Origin of the sequence: Burkholderia sp. Ax-1724 (assembly GCF_011752995.1) — a bacterium.
GTDB lineage: Bacteria > Pseudomonadota > Gammaproteobacteria > Burkholderiales > Burkholderiaceae > Paraburkholderia.
Map to the genome: position 1 here is coordinate 143,849 of NZ_VWWL01000020.1, position 24,260 is coordinate 168,108.

18 protein-coding genes and 1 pseudogene are annotated in these 24,260 nt (G+C 68.3%); 11 read left to right on the plus strand and 8 right to left on the minus strand.

Annotated elements, in window-relative coordinates; genetic code table 11:
* Window positions 1-52 precede the first annotated feature (52 nt).
* The 8 genes from F3J19_RS23485 to F3J19_RS23525 all read left to right on the plus strand — a co-directional run bounded on the left by F3J19_RS23485 (window position 53) and on the right by F3J19_RS23525 (window position 8,778).
* Window positions 53-739 (plus strand): outer membrane lipoprotein carrier protein LolA, encoded by a 687-nt coding sequence (locus F3J19_RS23485; protein ID WP_205193185.1) that lies wholly within the window; start codon window positions 53-55, stop codon window positions 737-739.
* Window positions 739-3,375: an MMPL family transporter gene (locus F3J19_RS23495; protein WP_240159179.1), complete on the plus strand. Its 2,637-nt coding sequence runs from the start codon at window positions 739-741 to the stop codon at window positions 3,373-3,375. The genes F3J19_RS23485 and F3J19_RS23495 overlap by 1 nt, the downstream gene beginning before the upstream one ends.
* Window positions 3,372-4,556 (plus strand): beta-ketoacyl-[acyl-carrier-protein] synthase family protein, encoded by a 1,185-nt coding sequence (locus F3J19_RS23500; RefSeq protein WP_167046784.1) that lies wholly within the window; start codon window positions 3,372-3,374, stop codon window positions 4,554-4,556. The genes F3J19_RS23495 and F3J19_RS23500 overlap by 4 nt, the downstream gene beginning before the upstream one ends.
* A gap of 5 nt (window positions 4,557-4,561) precedes the next feature.
* A complete protein-coding gene (locus F3J19_RS23505) occupies window positions 4,562-5,050 on the plus strand; it encodes a hotdog family protein (RefSeq protein ID WP_167046787.1) in 489 nt (162 codons plus the stop codon).
* The gene (locus tag F3J19_RS23510; RefSeq protein ID WP_167046790.1) at window positions 5,047-5,772 is read left to right on the plus strand and encodes a 3-ketoacyl-ACP reductase FabG2; all 726 of its coding nucleotides are present in this window, start codon (window positions 5,047-5,049) and stop codon (window positions 5,770-5,772) included. Before F3J19_RS23505 ends, F3J19_RS23510 begins: the two co-directional genes overlap by 4 nt.
* Window positions 5,772-6,998 (plus strand): beta-ketoacyl-ACP synthase, encoded by a 1,227-nt coding sequence (locus F3J19_RS23515; protein WP_167046793.1) that lies wholly within the window; start codon window positions 5,772-5,774, stop codon window positions 6,996-6,998. Before F3J19_RS23510 ends, F3J19_RS23515 begins: the two co-directional genes overlap by 1 nt.
* Window positions 6,995-8,233, plus strand: coding sequence for a beta-ketoacyl synthase N-terminal-like domain-containing protein (locus tag F3J19_RS23520; protein ID WP_167046796.1), 1,239 nt, complete (start codon window positions 6,995-6,997; stop codon window positions 8,231-8,233). Before F3J19_RS23515 ends, F3J19_RS23520 begins: the two co-directional genes overlap by 4 nt.
* A gap of 122 nt (window positions 8,234-8,355) precedes the next feature.
* The gene (locus tag F3J19_RS23525) at window positions 8,356-8,778 is read left to right on the plus strand and encodes a signal peptidase (RefSeq protein ID WP_167046799.1); all 423 of its coding nucleotides are present in this window, start codon (window positions 8,356-8,358) and stop codon (window positions 8,776-8,778) included.
* A 137-nt stretch (window positions 8,779-8,915) separates the two neighbouring features.
* On the opposite strand, the gene F3J19_RS23530 is transcribed toward F3J19_RS23525, so the two are convergent.
* Window positions 8,916-9,656: a class I SAM-dependent methyltransferase gene (locus F3J19_RS23530; protein WP_167046802.1), complete on the minus strand. Its 741-nt coding sequence runs from the start codon at window positions 9,654-9,656 to the stop codon at window positions 8,916-8,918.
* 147 nt (window positions 9,657-9,803) lie between these two features.
* Here F3J19_RS23530 and F3J19_RS23535 point away from each other — a divergent pair, with 147 nt between their 5' ends.
* Entirely contained in the window at window positions 9,804-11,048 is a 1,245-nt protein-coding gene (locus F3J19_RS23535; protein WP_167046805.1) for an NAD(P)/FAD-dependent oxidoreductase, read from the plus strand.
* A gap of 111 nt (window positions 11,049-11,159) precedes the next feature.
* Here the strand turns inward: F3J19_RS23535 and guaD are convergent, their stop codons facing one another.
* The 7 genes from guaD to F3J19_RS23570 form a co-directional block, all read right to left on the minus strand.
* Window positions 11,160-12,524, minus strand: a complete 1,365-nt coding sequence (gene guaD, locus F3J19_RS23540; protein WP_167046808.1) for a guanine deaminase — start codon at window positions 12,522-12,524, stop codon at window positions 11,160-11,162.
* Between the two features lie 179 nt (window positions 12,525-12,703).
* Window positions 12,704-13,774 carry an adenosine deaminase gene (locus F3J19_RS23545; protein WP_205193176.1) on the minus strand — a complete coding sequence of 357 codons (1,071 nt, stop codon included), beginning with the start codon at window positions 13,772-13,774 and terminating at the stop codon, window positions 12,704-12,706.
* Window positions 13,775-13,821: 47 nt separating this feature from the next.
* On the minus strand, window positions 13,822-14,838 hold the full coding sequence (gene xdhC, locus F3J19_RS23550) for a xanthine dehydrogenase accessory protein XdhC (RefSeq protein WP_167046811.1): 1,017 nt from the start codon (window positions 14,836-14,838) through the stop codon (window positions 13,822-13,824).
* Entirely contained in the window at window positions 14,819-17,398 is a 2,580-nt protein-coding gene (xdhB, locus tag F3J19_RS23555) for a xanthine dehydrogenase molybdopterin binding subunit (protein ID WP_167046815.1), read from the minus strand. Before xdhB ends, xdhC begins: the two co-directional genes overlap by 20 nt.
* Entirely contained in the window at window positions 17,395-19,083 is a 1,689-nt protein-coding gene (gene xdhA, locus F3J19_RS23560; protein ID WP_205193178.1) for a xanthine dehydrogenase small subunit, read from the minus strand. Before xdhA ends, xdhB begins: the two co-directional genes overlap by 4 nt.
* 435 nt (window positions 19,084-19,518) lie before the next feature.
* Entirely contained in the window at window positions 19,519-20,028 is a 510-nt protein-coding gene (locus F3J19_RS23565) for a disulfide bond formation protein B (RefSeq protein WP_167046821.1), read from the minus strand.
* 274 nt (window positions 20,029-20,302) lie between these two features.
* Window positions 20,303-21,682: an amidase gene (locus F3J19_RS23570; protein WP_167046824.1), complete on the minus strand. Its 1,380-nt coding sequence runs from the start codon at window positions 21,680-21,682 to the stop codon at window positions 20,303-20,305.
* A 249-nt stretch (window positions 21,683-21,931) separates the two neighbouring features.
* Between F3J19_RS23570 and F3J19_RS23575 the strand changes: the two genes are divergently transcribed.
* Together F3J19_RS23575 and F3J19_RS23580 are read left to right on the plus strand one after the other, a co-directional pair.
* Window positions 21,932-23,689 carry a cation:proton antiporter gene (locus F3J19_RS23575; RefSeq protein ID WP_167046827.1) on the plus strand — a complete coding sequence of 586 codons (1,758 nt, stop codon included), beginning with the start codon at window positions 21,932-21,934 and terminating at the stop codon, window positions 23,687-23,689.
* Window positions 23,690-23,847: 158 nt separating this feature from the next.
* Window positions 23,848-24,260 (plus strand): annotated as a pseudogene (locus tag F3J19_RS23580) (peptidase C26); the annotation flags it as partial.

Below are 24,260 nucleotides of genomic sequence, written 5' to 3' on the forward strand. Positions count from 1 at the left end.
GGCGATGAATCGGAAGACGGCGTTCGCGGTTGCCCCCTGGGTACTGGGCGCAATGGCTGTGACGTGCGCGATCGCATGGCCGGCAGCACCGGCGCATGCCGCCACTGCAAACGCGAATGCCGCTACGAATGCCACTGCCACCGCGAATACGGCAACCGCAACGACACCTGCAACCGCCAACAATCCTGCACTCGTGTCGCAGATCGCCTCGCATCTCGCCCAGGCCAAAGGCGTGCGCGCGCAATTCACGCAGACCCAAACGCTCGCCGCGATGAAGCAGCCGCTCGTCAGCAGCGGCACGTTGCTGTTTTTCCGCGAGCGCGGCGTGATCTGGCAGATCGACACGCCCTACAAAGCCACCTACGTCATCACCGATGCGGGCGTCGCGCAACTCGACGCCGAAGGCCAACGCGTGACCACGTACAGCGCGCACGGCGCGCGCGGCGTCGCGCAGGTCTCGAAGATGATGCGCGCGATGCTTGGCGGCGATCTGTCCGCGCTGTACTCGCAGTTCGACGTGGCCGCCGAAGGCAGCGCCGCGCAGTGGCGCATGCGGCTCACGCCGAACCAGCCGCAGCTCGCGCAATCGATCAAGGGGCTCGACATGGCGGGCGGCGACTATCTGCAAAGCCTGCGCATCAGGCTCGCGAACGGCGACGTGACGAAGCTCGAGTTCGCGAAGAGCGCGACCGTCGACGCACCGACCGCGGCCGAGCGCAATCTGTTCGGAGCGCCGTGATGGACATGCTGCAGCAGCGGTCCGCGAAACAGGCATGGGGTGTGCGCGCCGCATGGCTCGTGCTCGCGCTGCTGGCGGCCCTGTATTGCGGCTGGCGCTTCGCGGGACCGGCGCCGCTCGAAACCAATCTGCTCGCGCTGCTGCCCGCGACCGAGGCGGACCCGGTCGCCGAAAAAGCGGTCGATACGCTCGCGAGCGCGCTCGGCGATCGCACGGTGCTGCTCGTCACGAGCCGCGACGACGCGCACGCGAAAGCAGCGGCGAAGCAACTGGGCGCATCGTTGCAAAAGAGCGCGGCGTTCGCCTCGGTGACGGCCGAATTGCCGCCGTTCGATCTGTCGCAGATCGCGGCGCTTTATATGCCGTATCGCTTCGGCCTGCTCACGCCGGCCGATCGCGCGGCGCTCGTGGGCGGAGTACCGTCGGCGACACCGACACCGACACCGACACCGACACCGACACCGACACCGACACCGACACCGACACCGACACCGACACCGACACCGACACCGACACCGACGCACACGTCCGCCGTCGCTGCGACCTTGCGCGACCAGCTCGCGCAGCGCCTCTACAGCCCGCTGCAAGCCGGCCTTAACACGCAACTCGCCGACGATCCGTTCGGCTGGCTCGAACGCTGGCTCGGCAATCTGCCGCTCGCGACGTCGAATCTCGAAGTCGAGGACAACCTGCTCGTATCGCATCGGCACGACGCGCAGGGCGACACGACGAGCGTGCTGATCGTCGCGACGCTGCCGGGCTCCGCCTACGAAACGAAAACGCAGCGCGCGGTCCACGCGGCGCTCGCCGACGCCGAAAGCGCGCTGCGGCAGACCTTTACCGACGTCACGGTCGCGCGCACGGGTGCCGTGTTCTACGCCGCGGCCGCGCGCAGCGCGTCCGAGCGCGAGGTGCATCTGATCGGCATCGCCTCGCTGTGCGGGATCGCGCTGCTGATGATGTGGGTGTTCCGCTCGCCGCGTCTGCTGCTGCTCGGCTTCGTCTCGACGGCGCTTGGCATCGTCTGCGCGCTCGCGGCCACGCTGCTGGTCTTCGGCAAGCTGCATCTGCTGACGCTTGTGTTCGGCGCGAGCCTGATCGGCGAGGCGGTCGATTATTCGATCCAGTACTTCGTCGTCTATCTCGGCGCGAGGCGCGCCTGGGATGCGCGGCTCGGCGCACGCACGGTGCGCCCCGCGCTGACGGTCGCGTTGACGACGAGCCTGCTCGGCTACGCGATCCTGATGTGGGTGCCGTTCCCCGCGCTCAAGCAGATCGCGTGCTTCGCGATGGCGGGCATTACGACCGCGTTCGCGTCGGTGTTATGGCTGTTGCCCGCGTTGCTCACGCGCGCGCCGCGCCGCAGTCCGCAGCGCGTATTCGACGGCGCGGCGCGCCTGCTCGCGGGCTGGCAGCGCGCGATCGGCGGCAAGCGCGCCTGGGCGATCGCCGCAGTGCTGCTGATCGTCGCCGCGCCGGGTTGGCTGCGCCTCACGAGCGACGACGATATCCATCTGCTGATCCAGCGCGATGCGTCGCTCGTGGCGCAGGAAAACCAGGTGCGCGAAGCGGTTGGCGTCGACAACAGCGCGCAGTTTTTCGTGGTGCGCGGCGCGACCCAGGAAGCGGTGTTGCAACGCGCCGAAGCGCTCGGCGCGAAGCTCGATGCGCTGAACGGCACCGCGGATAGCGTCGGCGGCTATCAGTCGATCACGCAGTTCGTGCCGTCCGCGCAGCGTCAGAACGAAGCTCGCGTGCTGCTCGCGCAACACGTATTCAACGATGCCCCTGCATTGCGCGCGATCCTGCTGCAAGCGGGCTTCAAGGACGACGTTGCCGATGCATGGCTCGCGGCTTTCGCGAAACCGCAGCCGCCGCTGACCGTGGACCGCTGGCTCGCGGTGCCGTGGTCGCAGCCGTACCGGCATCTATGGCTCGGCGCGGTGGAATCGAATCCGGCCAGTCAGGCGAACCAGGCGAACCCGCCGCATGCGCAAAGCTACGCGGCCGTCGTGATTCCGCAAGGCGTGACGCCGCGCAACGAGCCCGCGCTGATCGCACTCGCGCACGGCCTGCCCGGCGTCGTATTCGTCGACAAGGCGGCGAGCGTGTCGAAGCTGTTCGGCGCCTATCGCCGGGATAGCGGTGGGTGGCTCGGCGGCGCGCTCGTGCTCGTCTGCGTGCTGCTGATGCTGCGCTACAAGCCGCGCGGCGGCATCGCGACGACCTTGCCGGTGCTGCTTGCGGTTGGCGTCGCGCTGGCGGTGTTCGGCTATGCGGGCGTGCCGCTCAATCTGTTCAACTGGCTCGCGCTGATGCTCGTGCTCGGCGTCGGCGCAAACTATGCGGTGTTTCTGCGCGAAGGCTGTTTGCGCGCGGACGCGGACCTCGGCGCGGTATGGACCGGCGTGCTGCTGTCGGCGGCGACCACGCTGCTGTCGTTCGGCATGCTCGGCATGAGTGCGATGCCCGCGCTCAGGAGCTTCGGCACGACGCTCGCGCTCGGCATCGCGGTTGCGGTGCTGCTCGCGCCTATCGGCATGCCCGAGGACGAGGGCATGGCAGCGGGCAGGTCGGCGCACAGGCCATCGCGCGGATCATCGCGCAAGTTATCGGAATCACGGAGAGCCGCATGAAAGCGCCACCCGTTTATTTGCACGCGCTCGGCATGATCAACGCGCTCGGCGGCAATCTCGACGAAATCGTGCCGGCGCTCGCCGCCGCGCGCGCGCCCGGCATGGGCCCCGCGCATACCGGCATCGGCGATGCGTTCGTCGGCAGCGTGCTCGCGCCGCTCGATCTCGCGCCGCGCGCCGATCTCGCGCGCTACGACTGCCGCAACAACCGCCTGCTGCTGGCTGCGCTCGCGCAGATCGCGCCCGCGATCGACGCCGCGCGCGAGCGCTACGGCTCGGAGCGCATCGGCGTCGTGCTCGGCACCAGCACCTCGGGCATCGAGGCGGCCGAAACCGCGTTCGTCTATCACGCGCAGGCGGGCGAGCTGCCGGAGAATTTCAACTACCGGCAGATGGAAATCGGCACGGCCGCGCCATTCGCCGCCGCCGCGCTCGGCGTGCAGGGACCGGCGTTCACGATCTCGACGGCCTGCACGTCGAGCGCGAAAGCGTTCGCGTCGGCGCGCCGTCTGCTGCAATTGCAACTGTGCGACGCGGTCGTCGTCGGCGGGGTCGACTCGCTGTGCGAGTTGACCGTGCAGGGTTTTGCCTCGCTCGAATCGACGAGCGGCGCGCGCACCAATCCGATGAGCCGCAACCGCTGCGGCATCAACGTCGGCGAGGGCGCGGCCGTGTTCCTGATGAGCCGCGACGAAGCGGCGGTGCGGCTCGCGGGCCTCGGCGAATCGAGCGACGCGCATCATATTTCGGCGCCGGACCCGCAAGGCGTCGGCGGCGAACTCGCGCTGCGCGGGGCGCTGGCCGATGCGGGCATCGCGGCGTCGGCGGTCGGCTACGTGAATCTGCACGCGACCGCGACGCGCAAGAACGACGAGATGGAAGCGCAACTGATGGCGCGCGTGTTTCCCGGCGGCGTCGCCGCGAGCGGCACCAAGCCGCTGACCGGCCACCAGCTCGGCGCGGCCGGCGCGACCGAACTCGGCTTCGCGTGGCTCGCGCTCGCGTGCGAAAACGCGACGCTGCCGCCGCATCTGTGGGACGGCGAAGCCGATCCCGAGCTGCCCGCGCTCGATCTCGTCGAAGACGCGCGCCGCTTGCCGCACGGCACCGGCCCGCAATACGCGATGAGCAATTCGTTCGCGTTCGGCGGCAGCAATGTCAGCCTGATCCTCGCCCGGTAACGCGCATGACGACTCCGTTTCTGACTGTCGAGCAACTCCTGCGCCAGCCGATCGAGGCGATCGTCCCGCATCGCGGCAGCATGCTGCTGATCGACGCGGTCGAGACCTTCGACGAAACCACGCTGAGCGCGCGCGCCAGCGTCGACCCGCACGCGTGGTATGCCGACGCCGACGGCGCGATGCCCGCGTGGATCGGCATCGAACTGATGGCGCAGTCGATCGCCGCGCACGTCGCCTTGCTCGCGATGCGCAACGGCGGCCACGCGCGGCCCGGCGTGCTGCTCGGCTCGCGCAGCTACCAGGCGGCGCGGCCCGCGTTTGCCGGCGGCGCGCGTTTGCGCATTCGCGCGAGCGAGCTGCTGCGCAGCGAGGCAGGCCACGGCGCGTACGAATGCACGATCGACGCGGACGACGTGCGCTGCGCCGAAGCCGTCATCAAGGTATTTCAGCCGCCCGATTTTCAGTCATTCATCGAAGGGAGTTTCAGTTCATGAGCCGGCGTGTTCTCGTTACCGGCGCAAGCCGCGGCATCGGCCGCGCGATTGCGTACAAGTTGGCCGCCGACGGCTTCGCGGTCTCCGTGCATTGCCGCACGGGACGCAGCGAGGCCGAGGCGGTCGCGACGGGCATCGCCGCGCAGGGCGGCACGGCGCGCGTGCTGCAGTTCGACGTGCGCGAGCGCGCCGTGTGCCGCGACGTGCTCGAAGCGGACGTCGCCGCGCACGGCCCGTACTACGGCATCGTCTGCAGCGCGGGCGTGACGCGCGACGCCGCGTTTCCGGCGCTCACCGAGGAAGACTGGGACATCGTGATCGAGACCGGGCTCGATGCGTTCTACAACGTCGTGCATCCGCTCACGATGCCGATGGTGCGCGCGCGCAAGGGCGGGCGCATCGTCACGATCGCGTCGGTGTCGGGCGTGATGGGCAATCGCGGCCAGGTTAACTACAGCGCGGCGAAGGCGGGGCTGATCGGCGCGACCAAGGCGCTCGCGGTCGAACTCGCCTCGCGCAACATCACCGTGAACTGCGTCGCGCCGGGTCTCGTCGAGACCGGCATGCTCGAACAGGTGACGCTCGAACACGCGCTGAAGACCGTGCCGATGAACCGCGTCGGCCAGCCGGCCGAAGTGGCGTCGGTGGTGAGCTTTCTGATGTCGGATGGCGCGTCGTACGTGACGCGCCAGGTGATCGGCGTGAACGGCGGGATGGTCTGATGAAGCGCGTCGTCATTACCGGCATGGGCGGCGTGAGCGCGTTCGGCGATAGCTGGGACGCGATCGAGGCGCGCCTGAAAAGCGGCGAGAACGCGGTGCGCCGCATTGCCGAGTGGGATTACTTCGAATCGCTGCATACGCGGCTTGCGTGTCCGCTGCCGGGGTTCGCGATGCCCGCGCATTATCCGCGCAAGAAGGTGCGCTCGATGGGGCCGGTCTCGCTGTACTCGGTGCGCGCGAGCGAACTCGCGCTCGCCGATGCGGGCCTGGCCGGCGACGCGAGCATTGCCGACGGCCGCATGGGTGTCGCCTACGGCTCGTCGTCGGGCTCGGTGCAGCCGATTCGCGCGTTCGGCACGATGCTCGAAACCGGCTCGATGAGCAACGTCACGTCGAACAGCTACGTGCAGATGATGCCGCACACGACGGCCGTCAACGTGAGCCTGTTCTGGGACCTCAAGGGCCGCATCATCCCGACTTCGTGCGCGTGTGCCTCGGGCAGCCAGGCGATCGGCTATGCCTACGAGGCGATCCAGTCGGGCAAGCAGACGCTGATGCTCGCGGGCGGCGCGGAAGAGCTGTCGGGCCCGGCGGTCGCGGTATTCGACACGCTCTATGCGACCAGCACGCGCAACGACGAGCCGCGGCTGACGCCGCGCCCGTTCGATGCCGCGCGCGACGGTCTGGTGGTCGGCGAGGGCGCGGCCACGCTGGTGCTCGAAGAGTACGAACATGCGCGAGCGCGCGGCGCGCGGATTCATGCGGAAGTGGTCGGCTTCGGCTGCAATTCGGACGGCGCGCACATGACGCAGCCGACCGCCGAAACGATGACGCTCGCCATGCAGCTCGCGCTGCGGGACGCGCGGCTTGCGCCCGAAGCGATTGCCTATGTGAACGCGCACGGCACCTCGACCGATCGCGGCGACGTCGCCGAGAGTCATGCGACCGCGCGGACCTTCGGCGCGCGCATGCCGATCAGTTCGCTGAAGAGCTATGTTGGCCACACGCTCGGCGCATGCGGCGCGCTCGAAGCGTGGTGGACCATCGAGATGATGAAGCGCAACTGGTACGCGCCGACGCTGAATCTCGACACCGTCGATCCGGCCTGCGCGGCGCTCGATTACATCGTCGGCGGCGCGCGCGAGATCGATGCCGAGTACGTGATGAGCAACAACTTCGCGTTCGGCGGCATCAACACGTCGCTGATTTTCCGGCGCGTTCGATGAGCGGCGCGCTGCAACGCGTGGTCGTGACCGGCATGGGCATCGTGTCGTGTCTCGGCAATACGCTCGACGACGTATCCGACGCCTTGCGCGCGGGGCGTTCGCACATCACGCGGCTCGAGGCATGGCGCGAGCGCGGGTTGGCGTCGCAGGTCGCGGGCGTCGCGTCGGTGGCGCACGAAGCGCCGTTCGAGCGCAAGCTCGAACGCTTCATGGGCGACACCGCGCGCTTTGCCTGCCATGCGGCACAGCGCGCCATCGACGACGCGGGGCTCGCGCGCGAGGCGCTGCATTCGCCGTACGCGGGCGCGGTGATCGGCTCGGGCGTCGGCGCGCTGGCGAGCTACGACGCGGCGCTGGCGATTGCGCACGCGCGCGGCGTCGACAAGGTGCCGCCGTACACGGTGCCGCAGGCGATGAGCAGCACCGCGTCGGCCAACGTCGCGCAGATGTTCGGGCTCGAAGGCGTCGGCTACTCGCCGTCGTCGGCCTGCACGACCTCGGCGCTCGCGATCGGCCAGGCGATGCAGCTGATCCAGACCGGCCGCCAGCAGATCGTGCTCGCGGGCGGCAGCGAGGCGCTGCACGACAACGTGACCTTGCTGTTCGACGCAATGGGTGCGTTGTCGCGCCGCTTCAACGACACGCCGCACAGCGCCTCGCGTCCGTACGACACGCAGCGCGACGGTTTCGTGATCGCGTCGGGCGGCGGCGTGCTCGTGCTCGAAGCGCTCGATCACGCGCTCGCGCGCGGCGCGCGCATCCACGCGGAGCTGACCGGCTTCGGCGATTGCACCGATCGCGCCGGCATGGTCGCGCCGCGCGCGGCCGGCATTGCGCGCGCGATGCGCGGCGCGCTTGCCGAAGCGGGGTGTCGTCCCGATTACGTGAATACGCACGCGCCGTCGACGCCGCTCGGCGACGTCGAGGAACTGCACGCGTTGCGCGACGTGTTCGGCGCAACGAAAGAAGGCGTGCCCGCGTTTTCGTCGACGAAGGGCATGACTGGGCATTCGCTCGGCGCATGCGGTGCGCACGAAGCGATCTACACGCTGTTGATGATGCGCGATGGTTTTATCGCGGGAACGGCGGCCATCGATACGCCGGAGTCGGAAGCGGCGGGCATGCCGCTCGTGCGCGAGGCGCGCGCTGCACGCATCGGCAGCGCGATGTCGGTGTCATTCGGGTTCGGCGGCAGTTGCGCGAGCCTGATGTTCGAAGCGTGGCGAGGTGCTTGAGCCGGGTTCGCCGGCTCGCCACGGCAACTGGCCGCGTAATAGTGAAAGTGAAGCGTGAAGCGCGCAAAAACGCGTAGAGCGCGCAAAGCGGCCGCAAATAAGCGTAAAGGGAGAGGATAAGAATGAAAAGGTTTTGCGGGGTTGGCGCGATGCTGGTGGTGGCGTTGACGCAGGCCGGCTGCGCGACGCAGGTGATGTCGCTGCCGTTCGCGGCGGCCGGTGGCGAGTCGCGTGGCGAAGTGCCGGTGTATTTCGGCGACCAGGATCATCGTCCGGTGAAGACGCATCTCGGCGACGTGTCGTACTCGGTGCGGATCGCGCGCAAGGTGGCGGACCCGAACGAAGCGTGTCATCTCGCGCTCGCCGAAGCGGTCGGCAAGCTGCGCGCGGCGGCGCGCGAGCGTCATGCGAATGCGGTGATCGACGTGTCGACGCGCTTTCACAGCACCGAAACGAGTTCGTCGAGCAGCTTCATGTGCGGCGTGAGTCCGAGCGCGGCCGCGCTGGCGGTGCGCGGGCAACTGGTCGTGCTGGACGCGGGTTGAGCGTGAATTAGCCGTGGCTTAGGCGTGGCTTGAGCACGGATCGGGCACGGATCGAGTGCGCCTTGAACCTCGGGCGCGCAGCCACAGTCCGTTCGCAACGAAGCGTCACACGGCGCCTCGCGCAACGGGAAACCGTGTCAATCGGTGTCGGACGCGGTCTTGACCGCCGCGACATTGACGAGCGTTTCGCGGCGCTTGCCGGGCTGCGGCCGATAAAGACCGAGCCGTTCGAGCAGGCCGAAGTCTTTCGCGCGGCTCCACCACAGGTAGGGCAGCGACACGTTGCGCGGGCCGAAGCGGAAGCCGGCCTCGCGGATCATGTCGAGATAGCCGTCGGCGCTCTTCTGCACCTGCATCGGATGACGAAACAGCAGCCGGATCACCCACGACTTGATGTACGCATCGGTCGATTCGGCAAACAGCAGCACGCCGCCCGGCTTCAGCACGCGGCGGAATTCGGCGAGCGCGCGGTCCTGTTCGACGAGATGATGGAAGGTTTGATGGCAGAACACGAGGTCGGCGCTCGCATCGGGCAGCGGCAGTTGCGCGCAGTCGCCATGCAGCAGTTCGATGTCGGCGACGGTCTCGCGGCAGGCCTGCGCGGCCTGCTCGGCGAGCATCAGCGAAGGCGCATGGTAATCGACGCCGACGATGCGGCGCGGCTTGAACGCGTTGGCGAGCAGACGGAAAGAGACACCTTGCCCGCAGCCCGCATCGACGATGACGGGCGCCTCGGGCAGCGGTGTATCGATCAGGCGCGCGAGGTCGTCGATCGCCACCCGCAGCACGTGATGTTCCCACGTGTGGGTGCGCAGGAACCAGATTCCGAAGGCCGTTTCCGGCACAAAGGGCACGTTGGATATTTCGGATGACGACACGATGCACTCCCCGGCGAAACAGTGTTCTTACAGTGTTCTTGCTGTCTGAAACCGGATTGTAACGAGAAGTCCATGTATCGCGCGATGCCGCGCGCAGCATGCAAACCCCGCGTGCGTCGCACGCATGCACACCGTTGGAGCAGAGATTTGAAGATCGATTCATCAAAGCGGACCGCCGTCGACGTGGCGATCATCGGCGCGGGTCCGGCGGGCGCGGTGGCCGCCGCACTGTTGCGCAAGGCCGGCCGTTCGGTGCTCGTGCTCGAGCGCCAGCATTTTCCGCGCTTCTCGATCGGTGAGAGCCTGCTGCCGCAGAGCATGGCGTATCTCGAAGAGGCCGGCATGCTGCAGGCCGTCGTCGAGGCGGGCTTCCAGCACAAGAACGGCGCGTATTTCGTCTATCGCGACCAGCGCTCGTCGTTCGACTTTCGCGACAAGCATTCGGCGGGCTGGGGCACCACGTATCAGGTCGAGCGCGCGCAGTTCGACGACGTGCTGATTCGCTGCGCGGCCGCGCAGGGCGCCGAGGTGCGTTTCGGCCACACGGTGTGCGCGCTGCAAACGGGCGACGCGCCGGTGCTCGACGTGGTCGACGAAAGCGAGACCGCGTATCGGGTCGAGGCGCGCTTCGTGCTCGATGCGAGCGGCTTCGGGCGTGTGCTGCCACGTCTGCTGAATCTGGAAGTGCCGACGCGCATGCCGACGCGCGCGGCGCTCTTCACACACGTGCGCGACGGTCTCGCGCTTGACGCGAGCGATCGCAACAAGATCTGCATCGCGACGCATCCCGAGCGCCGCGACGTGTGGTTCTGGATGATTCCGCTCGCGGGCGGCCGTTCGTCGGTGGGCTGTGTCGCCGAGGCGAGCTTTCTCGACGTGCCGGAAGCGCAGCGCGAAGCGGCCTTGCGCAAGTTGATCCAGCAGGAGCCGACGCTGAACCGACTGATCGGCACGGCGCCGTTCCTGATGCCGGTGCGGCAGATCGGCGGCTACGCGGCCAACGTCGAGCGTCTGCATGGGCCCGGCTATGCGTTGCTCGGCAATGCGGGCGAATTTCTCGACCCGGTGTTTTCGTCGGGCGTGACGATCGCGCTGCGCTCCGCGCATCTCGCGGCGCGCGCGCTGAACCGGCAACTCGACGGCGAGACGATCGACTGGGCCGCCGATTACGACGTGCCCTTGCGCCGCGGCATCGATACGTTCCGTGCGTTTGTCGAGCGCTGGTACACGGGCGAGTTGCAGGACATCATCTACTACCCGGAGCAGACGCCGTCGATTCGCCGCATGATCTGCGCGGTGCTCGCGGGCTATGCGTGGGACGAGTCGAATCCGTATGTGGCCGAGCCGGTGAGGCGGCTCAATGCGCTGCACGAGGTGTGCAAGGCGGGTTGAGCGCGTGTGAGAGGGCGCAGGAAGGTGTGCGAAGGTGCCGCCAAGGTATTAAAAAAGCGGTGCTTCGTGATTATTCGAAGCGCCGCTTTGCCTTGGGCGTAACGACTGTCCTCAGGCCGCGATCTGCGCGCTTCCCGGCACGCGCTGCCGCGCAGCGTCGCGAGCATGCACGCGCTGGCCGGCCGCATACGTTTCGTACACCGCGCGATCGTCGCCGAGCAGCGCGAACGCGAACAGCAGTTCTTCGAGCGATTCGCGCCGCGCCGTGCGGCGCGCGAGCAGCGGCGTCGCCTGCGGATCGAGCACGACGAAGTCCGCTTCGGTGTGCGGGCGCAGCGTGCCGACCTTGTCCGCGAGATCGAGCGCTTCGGCCGCGCCGGCGGTCGCCAGATAGAACATGCGCGTCGCCGTCAGATGATGGCCGCCGAGGCGCGCTACCTTGTGCGCTTCGTTCATCGTTTGCAGCATCGAGAACGACGTGCCGCCGCCGACGTCGGTGGCGAGCGCGATCGGCATGCCGGCCGCGTCGGCCTTGTCGAAATCGAACAGGCCGCTGCCGAGGAACAGGTTCGAGGTCGGGCAGTGCGAGGCGAGCGCGCCGGTCTGCGCCATGCGCCGGCGGTCTTCTTCGTCGAGGTGGATGCAATGGCCGTACACCGCGCGGCGGCGCAGCAGGCCGTAGTGATCGTAGATGTCGAGATAGCTGCGGTGGCCGGGGAACAGATCGGCCACCCACTTCACTTCGTCGGTGTTTTCGGCGACGTGGCTCTGGATGAAGAGGTCCGGATGCTGTTGCGCGAGCGCGCCGCAGGCTTCGAGCTGCGCTTCGGTCGAGGTCGGCGCGAAGCGTGGCGTGAGCGCGTACATCTGCCGGCCGCGATTGTGCCAGCGGCCGATCAGCTCGGCGCTGTCGTCGTAGCCCGATTGCGCGGTGTCGCGCAGAAACTCGGGGCAGTTGCGGTCCATCAGCACCTTGCCCGCGACCATGCGCAGATTGCGCGCCTCGCTCGCGGCAAAGAGCGCCTCGGCCGACTGCTTGTGGACCGTGCAGTAGACGAGCGCGGTGGTCGTGCCGCACGCGAGCAGTTCGTCGACGAAGAAGTTCGCGGTGTCGTTCGCATAGGCCGGGTCGGCGAAGCGACGCTCGGTCGGGAACGTGTACGTGTCGAGCCACGGCAGCAATCCCGGCGCCGGCGACGCGATCATGTCGGTCTGCGGATAGTGGATGTGCGTGTCGATGAAGCCCGGCACGATCAGCTTGTCGCGCCGGTCTACGAGCTGGGTGCCGGGCGCGAGCCGCGCGGCGAGCGTCGCATATGCATCGGCCGCGACGACGCGGCCGTCCTCGACGATCAGCAGACCGTCTTCGTGGAAGACCGCCGCGTTCGGCGAGTGCGCGGGATCGCCGGTGAAGGTCAGCAGTTGCGCGCGGAATGCCGTTTGCGCGGCGGGCGTAGTGTGAGCCGATGCAGTCATGGAAAAGCTGTCTCCGAATGTTGAAATCTGGGCGAAAAATGGCGTGGCGGCGCTTGCGTTCGCGCGGGTTCTTCTGCGCGAGCGCAACCGATGCCGCCGGCTAGCGCCTTCGCTCGGCGCTCCCGGTTAAAGCTCCCGGTTAAAGCCGCTGGTTAAAGCCCCGGTTAAATAAGGCCGCGTCAGTGCGGACCGTTCTCTTGCCAGTGCGCGTCGAGCTTCGCGATCAGCGCGTGGCGTTCCTCGGGCGTCACGAACGACGCCTCGAAGCCGTTGCGGATGATCGTGTAGACCTCGGCGGCATCGAGCTTCAGCGCGTCGATCGTCGCGAGGTAGTTCGCGTTCACGTAGCCGCCGAAGTAGGCCGGGTCGTCGGAATTGACGGTCACCGCGACGCCGCGCTCGAGCAGGTCCTTCAGCGTGTGTTGGGTCAGGTCGTCGAACACGCACAGCTTGAGGTTCGACAGCGGGCACACGGTCAGCGCGACGCGCGTGTCGGCCAGCCGCGTGACGAGCGCCGGGTCTTCGATGCTGCGCACGCCGTGATCGACGCGGTCCACCTTCAGCACGTCGAGCGCTTCGTAGACGTACGAGGGCGGCCCTTCCTCGCCTGCATGCGCGACGAGCTTCAGGCCGAGCGCGCGCGCCTTCGCGAACACGCGCTCGAACTTCGAGGGCGGATGGCCGCGCTCCGACGAATCGAGCCCGACGCCGATCAGCCGATGCCGGTACTGCTCGAAGAGCGGCCGCGCTTCGTCGAAGGTGGCGAGCGCGTCTTCCTCGGACAGATGGCGCAGGAAGCACAGGATCAGCTTGCTCGACATGCCGCGTTTTTCAGCGTCGGCCAGCGCGCGCTCGATGCCGGCCACGACCGTGGCGATCGGCACGCCGCGTTCGGTGTGCGTCTGCGGATCGAAGAAGATTTCGCTGTGGATCACGTTGTCGGCGAGGCAGCGCTCGACGTAGGCCATCGTCATGTCGTAGAAGTCCTGCTCGTGGAGCAGCACGCTCGCGCCCGCGTAGTAGATGTCGAGGAACGATTGCAGGTCGGTGAACGCGTAGGCGGCGCGCAAGGCTTCCACCGATTCATAGGCGAGCTTCACGCCGTTGCGCTGTGCGAGCGCGAAGATCAGCTCGGGTTCGAGCGAGCCTTCGATGTGAATGTGCAACTCGGCCTTCGGCGCGCGCGCGGTTTTGTCGGCAAGCGTACCGGGGGAAATGGGGGAAGCGGGGATAGCGGTGGTGGTATTCATCGTGGTTTGGAATAGTGTGTTGGGTAATGAGCCGCGCGGCCCGCGGATCACACCGCCTGCGACGCGCGGCGCGCGCCCGCGTTCGCCTCGACGGCCTGCAGAACCTGCGCGGCCGCCGAGATCGCGATGATCTCGGGCGACTTGTCGACGATGCCGTCGACGCCGAGTGGGCACTTCATGCGTGCGATCCATGCCGGATCGATGCCGCGCGCCGCGAGCCGGTGCTCGAACTGCTTGCGCTTGCTGTGCGAGCCGATCATGCCGAAGAACGCGAAGTCGCCGCGCCGCAGGATGCGCTCGGCCAGCTCGAGGTCGAGCGCGTGGTTGTGCGTCATCACGACGAAGTACGTGTTCGGCGCGGCCTGGTCGATCGCTTCGTCGGGCGCGTCGTTCGCATCGATCGTCACGTTCGGCGCGTGCAGCGTGTCGAGCGCGGGAAACTGCGCGTCGCGCTCGTCGACCCAGCGCACCGTGCACGGCAGCGTCGCGAGCACGCGCACGAGCGCCGCGCCGACGTGACCGGCGCCGAACAGCACGACCGCGAATTCGCCGGGGGCGATCGTTTCGGTCAAGAGCGCGCTGCTGTCGTCGAAACCGGCGCCGTCCCACAGCAGACAATCGGCCGTGTCGATGCCGGGCTCGGGATCGGACAGCATGACCGCGGTGGGCGCGGGGCCGAATGATACGCTACGCACGGTCGATTGACCGGCCGCGAGGCGCTTCACGAGCGAGGTGATCCAGCCGAGATCGCCGACGTCGAGCCGCTCGAACGAGAGAACCACGGCGCCGCCGCAGCACTGGCCGAGGCTCGGCCCCAGCGCGAAGCGTTCGAGCCGGCGCGTATGCGGTGCGCGCATGCCGTCGCGCAGCACCTGGCGCGCGGTCTCGATCGCCTTCCATTCGAGATGCCCGCCGCCGATCGTATGTTTGGCCGCCTCGCGCGTGACGATCATCTTCGTGCCGGCCTCGCGCGGCGCCGAACCTTCGGCACGCGCGACCGTGACGAGCACGGCGGCGTCGCCGTGGGCGAGCAGGTGTTGCAGGTCAGTGAGCCAGGTTTGCATCCGGCGGTTCTCCGTGCGAAGCCGCGCAAGATGCCGGCGCGGCGGGTGGCGTAGGGTGGTCGGCGCTGGCGGGCGGCGTCGCGTGGGTTGCGGCCTGTGTTGTCGCGCAGGTTGCGGCATCGGTTGCCGCGCAGGTTACCGTACGTGCCGCCGTCGGTTCGGACGGGTTGGCGCTTTGCAACGCGTCCAGCGCATCGAGTATCGCCTCGGGCGTGGCCGGCGCGCGCAATGGCGGCGCCTCGCGCGCGGCCGGCGCCGCGGCCGCGATCGCGTCGCGAAGCGCGAGGAACACCGAGAACGGCAGCAGCAGCGGCGGTTCGCCGACCGCCTTCGAGCGGAACACGGTCGGCTCCGCGTTGCTGTTCTCGTAGAGCCGCACATGGAACGCGGCGGGCGTGTCGCTGACCGCCGGAATCTTGTACGTGGACGGCGCGTGCGTCATCAGACGGCCCTCGCGGTTCCACCACAATTCCTCGCTCGTGAGCCAGCCCATGCCCTGGATGAAGCCGCCCTCGACCTGGCCGAGATCGATCGCCGGGTTGATCGACTGGCCCGCGTCGTGCAGCACGTCCGCGCGCACGAGCTTCCATTCGCCGGTCAGCGTATCGATCACGACTTCCGACACCGCCGCGCCATACGCGAAGTAGTAGAACGGATGGCCAGTCAGCGTCTGCGCATCCCAATGCACCTTCGGTGTCGAGTAGAAACCGTCGGACCACAGCTGCACGCGCGCGAGATAGGCGGCATTGACGAGCTGTTCGAAGGGCAGTGCGCCGCCGTTCGCGGCTACCGTGCCGTGTGCGAACCGCACGTCGTTGGCGTCGCCGCCGAGCCGTTGCGCCGCGAGTTCGGCGAGGCGCGCGCGGATCGTTCGCGCGGCGGCTTCCGCGGCCTTGCCGTTCAGATCGCTGCCGGTCGATGCGGCCGTCGCCGACGTATTCGCGACCTTCGACGTATCGGTGGCCGTCACGCGCACGCGCGCGAGCGGCAAGCCGAACTGGTTCGCGACCACCTGCGCGACCTTCGTGTTGAGCCCCTGGCCCATCTCGGTGCCGCCGTGATTGACGAGCACGGAGCCGTCCTTGTAGACGTGCACGAGCGCGCCGGCCTGGTTCAGGAACGGCACGTTGAACGAGATGCCGAACTTGACCGGCGAAAACGCGAGGCCGCGCTTGAGCACGGGGCTGGTCGCGTTGAATGCGGCGAGCGCCGCGCGGCGTGCGCGATAGCCGCTCGAAGCGAGCAGCGCGTCGGTGAGCGGCGCGATGATGTTGTCCTCGACACGCTGCCCGTACGGCGTCGTATCGCGCTCGCCGATGCCGTAGTAGTTCGCGAGCCGCACGTCGAGCGGATCGAGCCGCAGCTCGCGCGCGATGTCGTCGAGCAGCACTTCCATGACGAGCGCGCCCTGCGGTCCGCCGAAGCCGCGAAACGCGGTGTTCGACTGCGTATTCGTCTTGCAGCACAGCGCAACGATATCGACGTCGGAGAGGTAGTACGCGTTGTCGAAGTGGCACACCGCGCGCGTCGCGACCGCGCCCGAGAGATCGGCCGAATAGCCCGCGCGCAACGCGATTTCGACGCGCACGCCGAGCAGGCGACCGCGGTCGTCGAAACCCGCTGCGTATTCGTAGATCGCGTCGTGGCGCTTGCCGGTGATCATGAAGTCGTCGTCGCGATCGGCGCGTAGCTTGACCGGCCGGCGCAGGTGCCGTGCCGCGAGCGCGGCCACGCAGGCGAACAGCGCCGACTGCGATTCCTTGCCGCCGAAGCCGCCGCCCATGCGCCGGCATTCGCAGACGACGTTGTGCGCAGGCCAGCCGAGCATATGCGCGACGACCTGCTGCATTTCGCTCGGATGCTGCGTCGAGCTATAGACGAGCATGCCGTCCATTTCCTTCGGCACCGCGTAGGCGATCTGGCCTTCGAGATAGAACTGCTCCTGGCCGCCGACTTCGAAGCGGCCTTCGAGCCGATGCGGCGCGGCGGCTATTTTCGCGTCGGGCTCGCCGCGCCGCAGATGCAGCGGCGGCAGCACGAACTGCCGCGCGGCTTTCGCTTCGGCGGCGGTGAGGAGCGCGTCGAGCGGCTCGTAGCGCAACACGTCGTCGCTTTTCGCGAGCGCGGCGGCGCGGCGCGCGAGTTCATGCGTCTCGGCGATCACCGCGAAGACCGGCTGACCCAGATAGAGCACCTCGCCGTCGGCGAAAATCGGGTCGTCGTGCAGCACCGGGCCACAATTGTTTTCACCGGGGATGTCGGCGGCGCTCAGCACGGCGAGCACGCCGGGCGCGTTGCGCACCGCGTCGAGGTCCATCGAGACGATGCGCGCATGCGCGTGGCGCGACAGGCCGAGCGCCGCGTGCAGCGTGCCGTGCAATTCGGCGATGTCGTCGGTGTAGGTGGCTTCGCCGCTGACGTGTAGCGCGGCGGATTCGTGCGGCAGGGGGGCGCCGATCGAGGTGTCGGTCGTTGCGTCGTTCGTGACGTCGCTCGATGCGGTGGCGCGTTGTCCGGCGTGCTGGCCCGCGTGTTCGACAAAGACATCGGTACGGTTCATCGCGGCGCCTCCTTGGCGAGCGGCGCGGCAGGCGTGTTTGCTGCGTGCGTCGTATTCGCTGCGTCCGTTGCATCCGACGCTTCCGCTTCGAAGGCGAACGCGTTCACGTCGCACAGCGCGAGCGGCGCATCGTCGCGCGTTTCGAGGTAGAAGCGCCACAGCAGATTGCGCGCGACCTTGAGCCGGTACGCGCTCGATGCGCGCATGTCGGTGAGCGGCTGGTAATCGGCGGCGAGCGCATCCATCGCGCGGCGCACGGTCGCTTCGTTCCATGCCGCGCCGTCGAGCACCGCTTCGGTTTGCGTGGCCCGCTTCGGCGTGGCCGCCATGCCGCCGAACGCGATGCGGGCCGCGTGGAGGGTGCCGGGCGTTTCCTCGCGGGTTGCGCCGTGAGTTTCGTCGAGCATTTCAGCGTGGGCCGCAGCGCGCATTTCACCGCGAGGCTCGCCGCTTCCGCCGATGCGCAACGCGAACGCCCCACACACCGCCGAGATGTCCTGGTCGTAACGCTTCGACACCTTGTAGGTGCGAAAACGCAGATTGCCGGCCGGGCGCGGCACGCGCAGCGCCATCACGAATTCGCCGGCCGCGAGCGCGGTCTTCTGATAGCCGAGGTAGAACGCGTCGAGCGGCAGCGTGCGGGTCGTGCGTGCGCGGCGCAGCACGACCTCGGCGCCGAGCGCGAGCAGCGCGGGCATCGAGTCGCCGATCGGCGAGCCGTTCGCGACGTTGCCGCCGAGCGTGCCCGCATTGCGGATCGGCCGCGAGGCGAAGCGCGTCCACAGCTCGGCGAGTTCGGGGTAGTCGGCGGCGAGCGCCGCGAACGCGTCTTCGAGCGTGACGGCCGCGCCGATCGTCAGCGTCTGCGTATCGCGCTCGATCGTCTTCAGTTCGGCGACGTTGCCCGTGTACAGCAGGTCGCCGAGGTCGCGGAACTGCTTGGTGACCCACAGGCCGACGTCGGTGCTGCCGGCAACGATGCGCGCGTCGCCGTGTTGCGCGCGCAGCGCCGCGAAGACGTCGAGCGTGACGGGAGCATAGAAAGTGGGGGAGCCGAAAGCGGCGCCGCGCGCGTCGGGGGCGCGGTATTCGAAGGTGTCGTCGCGTTGCAGCGTGCGCAGCGTGGCCGCGATGGCCTCGCGATCGAGCGCGACGCGCGGATACTGAGCGTAGTCGAACATCCTCTGCGTGGCCTCGACGATCGGCCGGTAGCCGGTGCAGCGGCACAGATTGCCGGACAGCGCGGCGTTGATTTCGTCGCGGGTCGGCAGGCCGGCGCTCGCGGGCTGGTTTTCGTAGAGCGCCCACATCGACATCACGAAACCGGGCGTGCAGAAACCGCATTGCGAGCCGTGACAGTCCACCATGGCCTGCTGCGCCGGATGCAGCGCGCCGTTCGCGGCGCGCAGGTCTTCGACGGTGAAGAGGGCGCGGCCGTCGAGCGTCGGCAGGAACTGGATGCAGGCGTTGACCGCTTTCAGCGCGAGGCCGCCGTGTGAGCCGTGTGCGTCGAGTTCGCCGGTCACGACCGTGCAGGCGCCGCAATCGCCTTCGGCGCAGCCTTCCTTGGTGCCGGTGCAGCACAGGTCCTCGCGCAGGTGCTGAAGCACGGTGCGCGTCGCCGGGACGCCCGCGATCTCGCGGACGAACCCCTGGTGATAGAAACGGATGGTTTGCGTTGTCATGGCGAATCGAAAGACAGTGCGGACCGGGCGCGCGTTACGCATGGGGTCGCCGAAGCCGGCCTCGCGCACGTAGATCGCCATCCATACCCGAAGATAGCACTACCTCGTTCCGAAAATATTTCCCGGTTCGCATGAAGCTTATTCGGCGGCGGTCATGACCTTTGTACGATTCGCGCGGGGGCGGGAAGTTGCGTGGGGGCTTGATGCGGGCGACGGTGCGTGGTGCGCCCGGACCGTGCAGTTGCGGCGGCGCGCTTGTGGAGCCGAGGCGGCGCGCAGGCGGGGAATGGCGGGGAATGACGGGAAGCGGCGAAGAACGGCGCGATTTTCGGCGCAGAAGTGCAGAAGCCGCTGGCGACAGGGCTGTTAGCGGGACCGCGAAGCCCAGCCGCGTCCAACCCCGTCAACCGGACCCGCCCCGCCCGACCAATCCATTCAGCTGATGCGGCGGCGATTCCGGACCAGGCTCGACACGAGCACGAGAAACGCGACGACGAACCCGACCAGCGACCACATCGGCAGCGTGAGGCCGAGAATCGGCGGATAGGCGGTTTCGCACAGGCCCGCGACCTTGAACACGCCCGGCAGCCAGTGCGCGGGCGGCAGGCTGTCCACGACCGGCTGCAGCGCGTCGAAGCCGCAGCTGAAGCCCGGATTCGCCTGCACGTACACGTGCCGCACCGCGGTGACGATGCCGCCCAGCGCCGACAGCGCCGCGAGCACTTCGAGCAGACGCACGCCGCGCCAGTTGTTGAAGCGCGCGCCGAGGAACGCGAAGATCGCGATCAGCAGGAAGAAGTAACGCTGGATGATGCACAACGGGCACGGGTCTTCGTGCAGGAAAAACTGCAGGTACAACGCACCGCCCACGAGGGCGACGCAGATCAGGCCAAGCAGAACCAGCAGGGAGCGCTCGCGGCGCAGCATCGCGGAGTCGTTGTTCATGGATCGTCGGGTTGTCTGAAAACGGAAAGGACGGGTGCCCGCGATTCTAGCGCGAACCCCCGTTGTGCCGCTGATTGCGCGGCGATGCGCGCGGCCGCGCGGCGAACCGCGCCGCAGCGCGCAAATCGCCAGTGCCTCGCGAGCCGCGTCGTGTGCAGGGCATCGCCGCGCGTCTCGCGAGTCGCGCCGCACCCGGCAAATTGCCGCAGGTCTCGCAAACCGCGCGACGCTCAGCGAATCCGCCGAATCCGCCCCGCCCCGCGCTATCCCGTGCTCAGCGAATCGCGTTCAGCACCGCCTCGGCCGCGCGGCCGATCGCGAGCAGCGTGTCGTCGGCGTGCGGCGCGCCCGCCAGCATCAGACCGACCGGCGCGTCGCCGCGCAGATGGCACGGCAGCGACAGCGCGCAGCTATCGAGGAAGTTGAACGCGCTCGGATTGCGCAGGATCAGCGCGTTGGTGCGGGTGAACGTGTCGTCGTCGTGGAGCAGGTCGGCGAGGCGCGGCGGCACGACCGGCACGGTCGGCGCCACGACCGCGTCGCAGTGCTGCCAGAGCGTGCGTGCGGCTTCGTCGAGCATGGCGGCGCGCTCGGCGAGCAGGTCCAGATAGTCGGTGGCGCGGGCCGATTGCCCCTTCATGATGCGCGCGAGCACGCGCGGATCGTACTGCTCGCGGTGCTTGTCGAGCAGCGGACGGTGCCACGCATAGGCCTCGATCGACGCAAAGCTGAAGCGGTTGATCTCGGGCAGGCGCTCGAGCGGCGCGAAACGCACCTCGCTGACGATCGCCCCGGCCGCTTCGAGGTGCTTGAGCGCGGTGTCGAGCGCGCGCGCGACCTCGGGCTCGACGCCGTCGGTGACGAAGTGGGTCAGCACGCCGAGGCGCACGCCTTCGAGCGGCCGCGCGGCCGGAATGCGCGGTTCGAGCCCGGCGAGGATCCGGTCGACCAGTGCGCAGCAGGCGACCGAGACGCCGATCGGCCCGAACGAATCGAGCGTCGACGAGAGCGGCACGCCGCCCTGCTTCGGGATGCGCGCGGCGGTCGGCTTGAAGCCGGTCAGGCCGCACAGCGCGGCCGGAATGCGGATCGAGCCGCCGGTGTCGGTGCCGAGCGCGATCGCGGCCATGCCGTCGGCGACCGAGGCCGCCGCGCCCGACGACGAGCCGCCCGAAATCCGCTCGTCGCCTTTCACGCCGCGCCGGTACGGCGAGAGCGGATGGCCGTAGTGCGGGTTCAGGCCGAGTCCGGAAAACGCGAACTCGCTCATGTTGGTGCGCCCGACGAGCACGGCGCCAGCCCGCTTCAGACGGGCCACCGTGACGGCGTCGGCCGTCGCGGCGGGTGCGTCGGCGAGCGCGATCGAGCCTGCGCGGGTCGGCTGTCCCTCGATGTCGAACAGGTCCTTGATCGACACCGGAATGCCGGCGAGCGGCGAGAGCACGGTGCCGGCCGCGCGCAGGCGGTCGTGTGCGTCGGCGGCGGCGCGCGCGGCCTCGGCGTCGACGTGGATGAACACGGATGCGCCCTGGCCGGCCGGATCGGCGATCCTGTCGAGCGCGGTTTCGACGAGCGCACGGCTCGTGGTGCGGCCGGCGGCGAGATCGGCGGCAAGCTGGGCAAGCGGCGGGAACGGCGTGAATTCAGTGGCCATGATGTCGGTGGAAGTCCGGTAAGCGCGGTGGTCGCGGCACGGGTCGAGCCGGCGGGAATGTCGTCTGCATTGTAGAGCACGGTTTTGCGCGGGCATGGCGCGGCACGCAGGGCGCGCAGCGGTCGGCCTGCGCTTCATGCCTCGTACCGATGCCGATGCCGATGCCAGCGCGACGCCGACACGGCGGAGCCGCCCCCGATCCGTTTGTTAAACTGCCCTAGTAAATTACTTTTTGTAAGGAAGGCGTTCATGCACCATGGCATTGGCTTCATTCAGGATCTGGCCGTCGTGATGGCGCTGGCCGGCGTCGTCACCGTGCTGTTTCATCGCCTGAAGCAGCCGGTGGTGCTCGGCTATATCGCCGCCGGCGTGATCATCGGGCCGTACACGCCGCCGTTCCAGCTGATCCACGACGAGCAGACGATTCAGACGCTCGGCGAGCTCGGCGTCGTGTTCCTGATGTTTTCGCTCGGTCTCGAATTCAGTCTGCGCAAGCTGTTCAAGGTCGGCGCGACGGCGATCGTCGCCGCGCTCTCCGAGATCGTGCTGATGCTGTGGATCGGCTACGAGATCGGCAGCGCGTTCGGCTGGAGTCCGATGGATTCGCTGTTTCTCGGCGCGATCCTCGCGATCTCGTCGACGACGATCATCGTCAAGGCGCTGTCCGACCTCGGCCTCAAGCGCGAGGGCTTCGCGCAGCTCGTGTTCGGCATCCTGATCGTCGAGGACATTCTCGGCATCGCGATGCTCGTGCTGCTGACCGGCATCGCGCAGACCGGGCAGCTGTCCGCCGGGCTCGCGGCGGTCACGCTCGGCAAGCTGCTGCTCTTCATGACGGTGTCGCTGATCGTCGGCGTGCTGCTCGTGCCGCGCGCGCTCAATTACGTCGCGCGTGCCCACAGCGACGAGATGCTGCTCGTGTCCGTGCTCGGCTTCTGCTTCGGCTTCTGTCTGCTGGTGGTCAAGCTCGACTACAGCATCGCGCTCGGCGCGTTCCTGATCGGCGCGATCATGGCCGAGTCGCGCCATCTGCACCGGATCGAGCATCTGATCGCGCCGCTGCGCGACGCGTTTTCGGCGATCTTCTTCGTGACGATCGGCCTCATGCTGAACCCGGCCGTGATCCTCGACTACGCGTGGCCGATTGCCATCATCACGTTCGCGGTGATTGTCGGCAAGATCGTCTCGTGCGGGCTCGGCACGTTCCTCGCGGGCCGCGACGGACGCACGGCGATGCGCGTCGGCATGACTGTCTCGCAGATCGGCGAGTTCTCGTTCATCATCGCGTCGCTCGGTCTCACGCTGAAGGTGACGAGCGCGTTTCTGTACCCGATCGCGGTGGCGGTCTCGGCGCTGACCACGCTGACGACGCCGTACCTGATCCGCGTGGCCGATCCGCTCACGCGCCGCCTCGCGCGCGCGATGCCCGCGACGCTCTCCAACGCGTTCGGTCTGTACGGGCAATGGCTGCGCAGCCTGAGCACCGGCAGCGGCGAGCCGACGCTGTTCGGCATGACGCGGCGGATCATCCTGCAGATCGCGGTGAATCTCGCGCTCGTCGCGGCGATTTTTCTGACCGTGTCGTATAGCGCGCCGCATACCGGCAAGCTGCTCGGGCACTGGCTCGGCGACGAATCGCTGCAGCGCGTCGTGCAGTGGAGCGTGGCGCTCGTCGTGTCGCTGCCGTTTCTCGTGGCGGTCTATCGCAAGACGAAGTCGCTCGCGCTGCTGCTCGCCGAGGTCGGCGTGCAGCCGGCGACGGCGGGGCGCTTCACGAGCGCGCTGCGTTACGCGATCTCCGATCTCGTGCCGATCGTCTCGATGCTCGGCGTGTTTCTGCTGGTGGCCGCGCTGTCGGGCAGCATCCTGCCGCCGACCGGTCTGCTCGTCGCGGTGCTGGTTTGCGCGGCGCTGCTGCTCGCGCTCGTATGGCGCTGGTGCGTGAAGATTCACGCATCGATGCAGATCGCCTTGCGGGAAACTTTCGACGAGCAGCCGGACCCCTGAAGCGCGGGCGCAAAAGGGTGATGCAGGGATATGACGCCGCTGCGTGTCACGCTCCGTAACAATGTGAGCAATTGTGTGTGGGTTTGCCGGGCCTGCCGCGCTGACGGATAATCGGGGCATATTCATTCGTTCGCGTGGAAGGCGCCTGTCCGACAGTCATGAGCGAAAATCAACCCGAAAACGCCGGCACGACCGGCGCTTCCTCACCGGTGCCGGGTTCGCCCGCGCCGTCCACCACACCGGTAACCGGCGCCGCGCCATCTGCGGCGGCAGCCTCGTTACCTCCATCGCATGAAGATGCCGCCGCGTCGCCGGCCGCGGACTCCCCGAGCCCGGCCGACGCGCAAGCGGCCGTGAGGGCGTCGACCGACGACCCGCTCGGCGCGTCGACAGTCACGCCCAGCGATCCGCGAACGGCGCGCCAACGCGACGCAGCCGAGGCGCGCAGTGCCGCCGCGGCGTCGACCGCGCAGCAGGAAGCCGCGGTGCACGAGCGCGAAGCACGCCGCGCGGGTGGACATGCGGCGTCCGCGGAGACGGGCGCGAAGGCCGAGGCGGCGCAGCCACAGTC

Excerpts from the sequence above, each read along its gene's own strand:
- F3J19_RS23500 (WP_167046784.1), top strand. The coding sequence starts at position 3,372 with ATGAAAGCGCCACCCGTTTATTTGCACGCGCTCGGCATGATCAACGCG.
- F3J19_RS23495 (WP_240159179.1), top strand. The coding sequence starts at position 739 with ATGGACATGCTGCAGCAGCGGTCCGCGAAACAGGCATGGGGTGTGCGC.
- F3J19_RS23515 (WP_167046793.1), top strand. The coding sequence starts at position 5,772 with ATGAAGCGCGTCGTCATTACCGGCATGGGCGGCGTGAGCGCGTTCGGC.
- F3J19_RS23510 (WP_167046790.1), top strand. The coding sequence starts at position 5,047 with ATGAGCCGGCGTGTTCTCGTTACCGGCGCAAGCCGCGGCATCGGCCGC.
- F3J19_RS23545 (WP_205193176.1), bottom strand. The coding sequence starts at position 13,774 with ATGAATACCACCACCGCTATCCCCGCTTCCCCCATTTCCCCCGGTACG.
- guaD (WP_167046808.1), bottom strand. The coding sequence starts at position 12,524 with ATGACTGCATCGGCTCACACTACGCCCGCCGCGCAAACGGCATTCCGC.
- F3J19_RS23565 (WP_167046821.1), bottom strand. The coding sequence starts at position 20,028 with ATGAACAACGACTCCGCGATGCTGCGCCGCGAGCGCTCCCTGCTGGTT.
- xdhC (WP_167046811.1), bottom strand. The coding sequence starts at position 14,838 with ATGCAAACCTGGCTCACTGACCTGCAACACCTGCTCGCCCACGGCGAC.
- F3J19_RS23520 (WP_167046796.1), top strand. The coding sequence starts at position 6,995 with ATGAGCGGCGCGCTGCAACGCGTGGTCGTGACCGGCATGGGCATCGTG.
- F3J19_RS23485 (WP_205193185.1), top strand. The coding sequence starts at position 53 with ATGGCTGTGACGTGCGCGATCGCATGGCCGGCAGCACCGGCGCATGCC.
- F3J19_RS23575 (WP_167046827.1), top strand. The coding sequence starts at position 21,932 with ATGCACCATGGCATTGGCTTCATTCAGGATCTGGCCGTCGTGATGGCG.
- F3J19_RS23505 (WP_167046787.1), top strand. The coding sequence starts at position 4,562 with ATGACGACTCCGTTTCTGACTGTCGAGCAACTCCTGCGCCAGCCGATC.
- F3J19_RS23525 (WP_167046799.1), top strand. The coding sequence starts at position 8,356 with ATGAAAAGGTTTTGCGGGGTTGGCGCGATGCTGGTGGTGGCGTTGACG.
- xdhA (WP_205193178.1), bottom strand. The coding sequence starts at position 19,083 with ATGACAACGCAAACCATCCGTTTCTATCACCAGGGGTTCGTCCGCGAG.
- xdhB (WP_167046815.1), bottom strand. The coding sequence starts at position 17,398 with ATGAACCGTACCGATGTCTTTGTCGAACACGCGGGCCAGCACGCCGGA.
- F3J19_RS23570 (WP_167046824.1), bottom strand. The coding sequence starts at position 21,682 with ATGGCCACTGAATTCACGCCGTTCCCGCCGCTTGCCCAGCTTGCCGCC.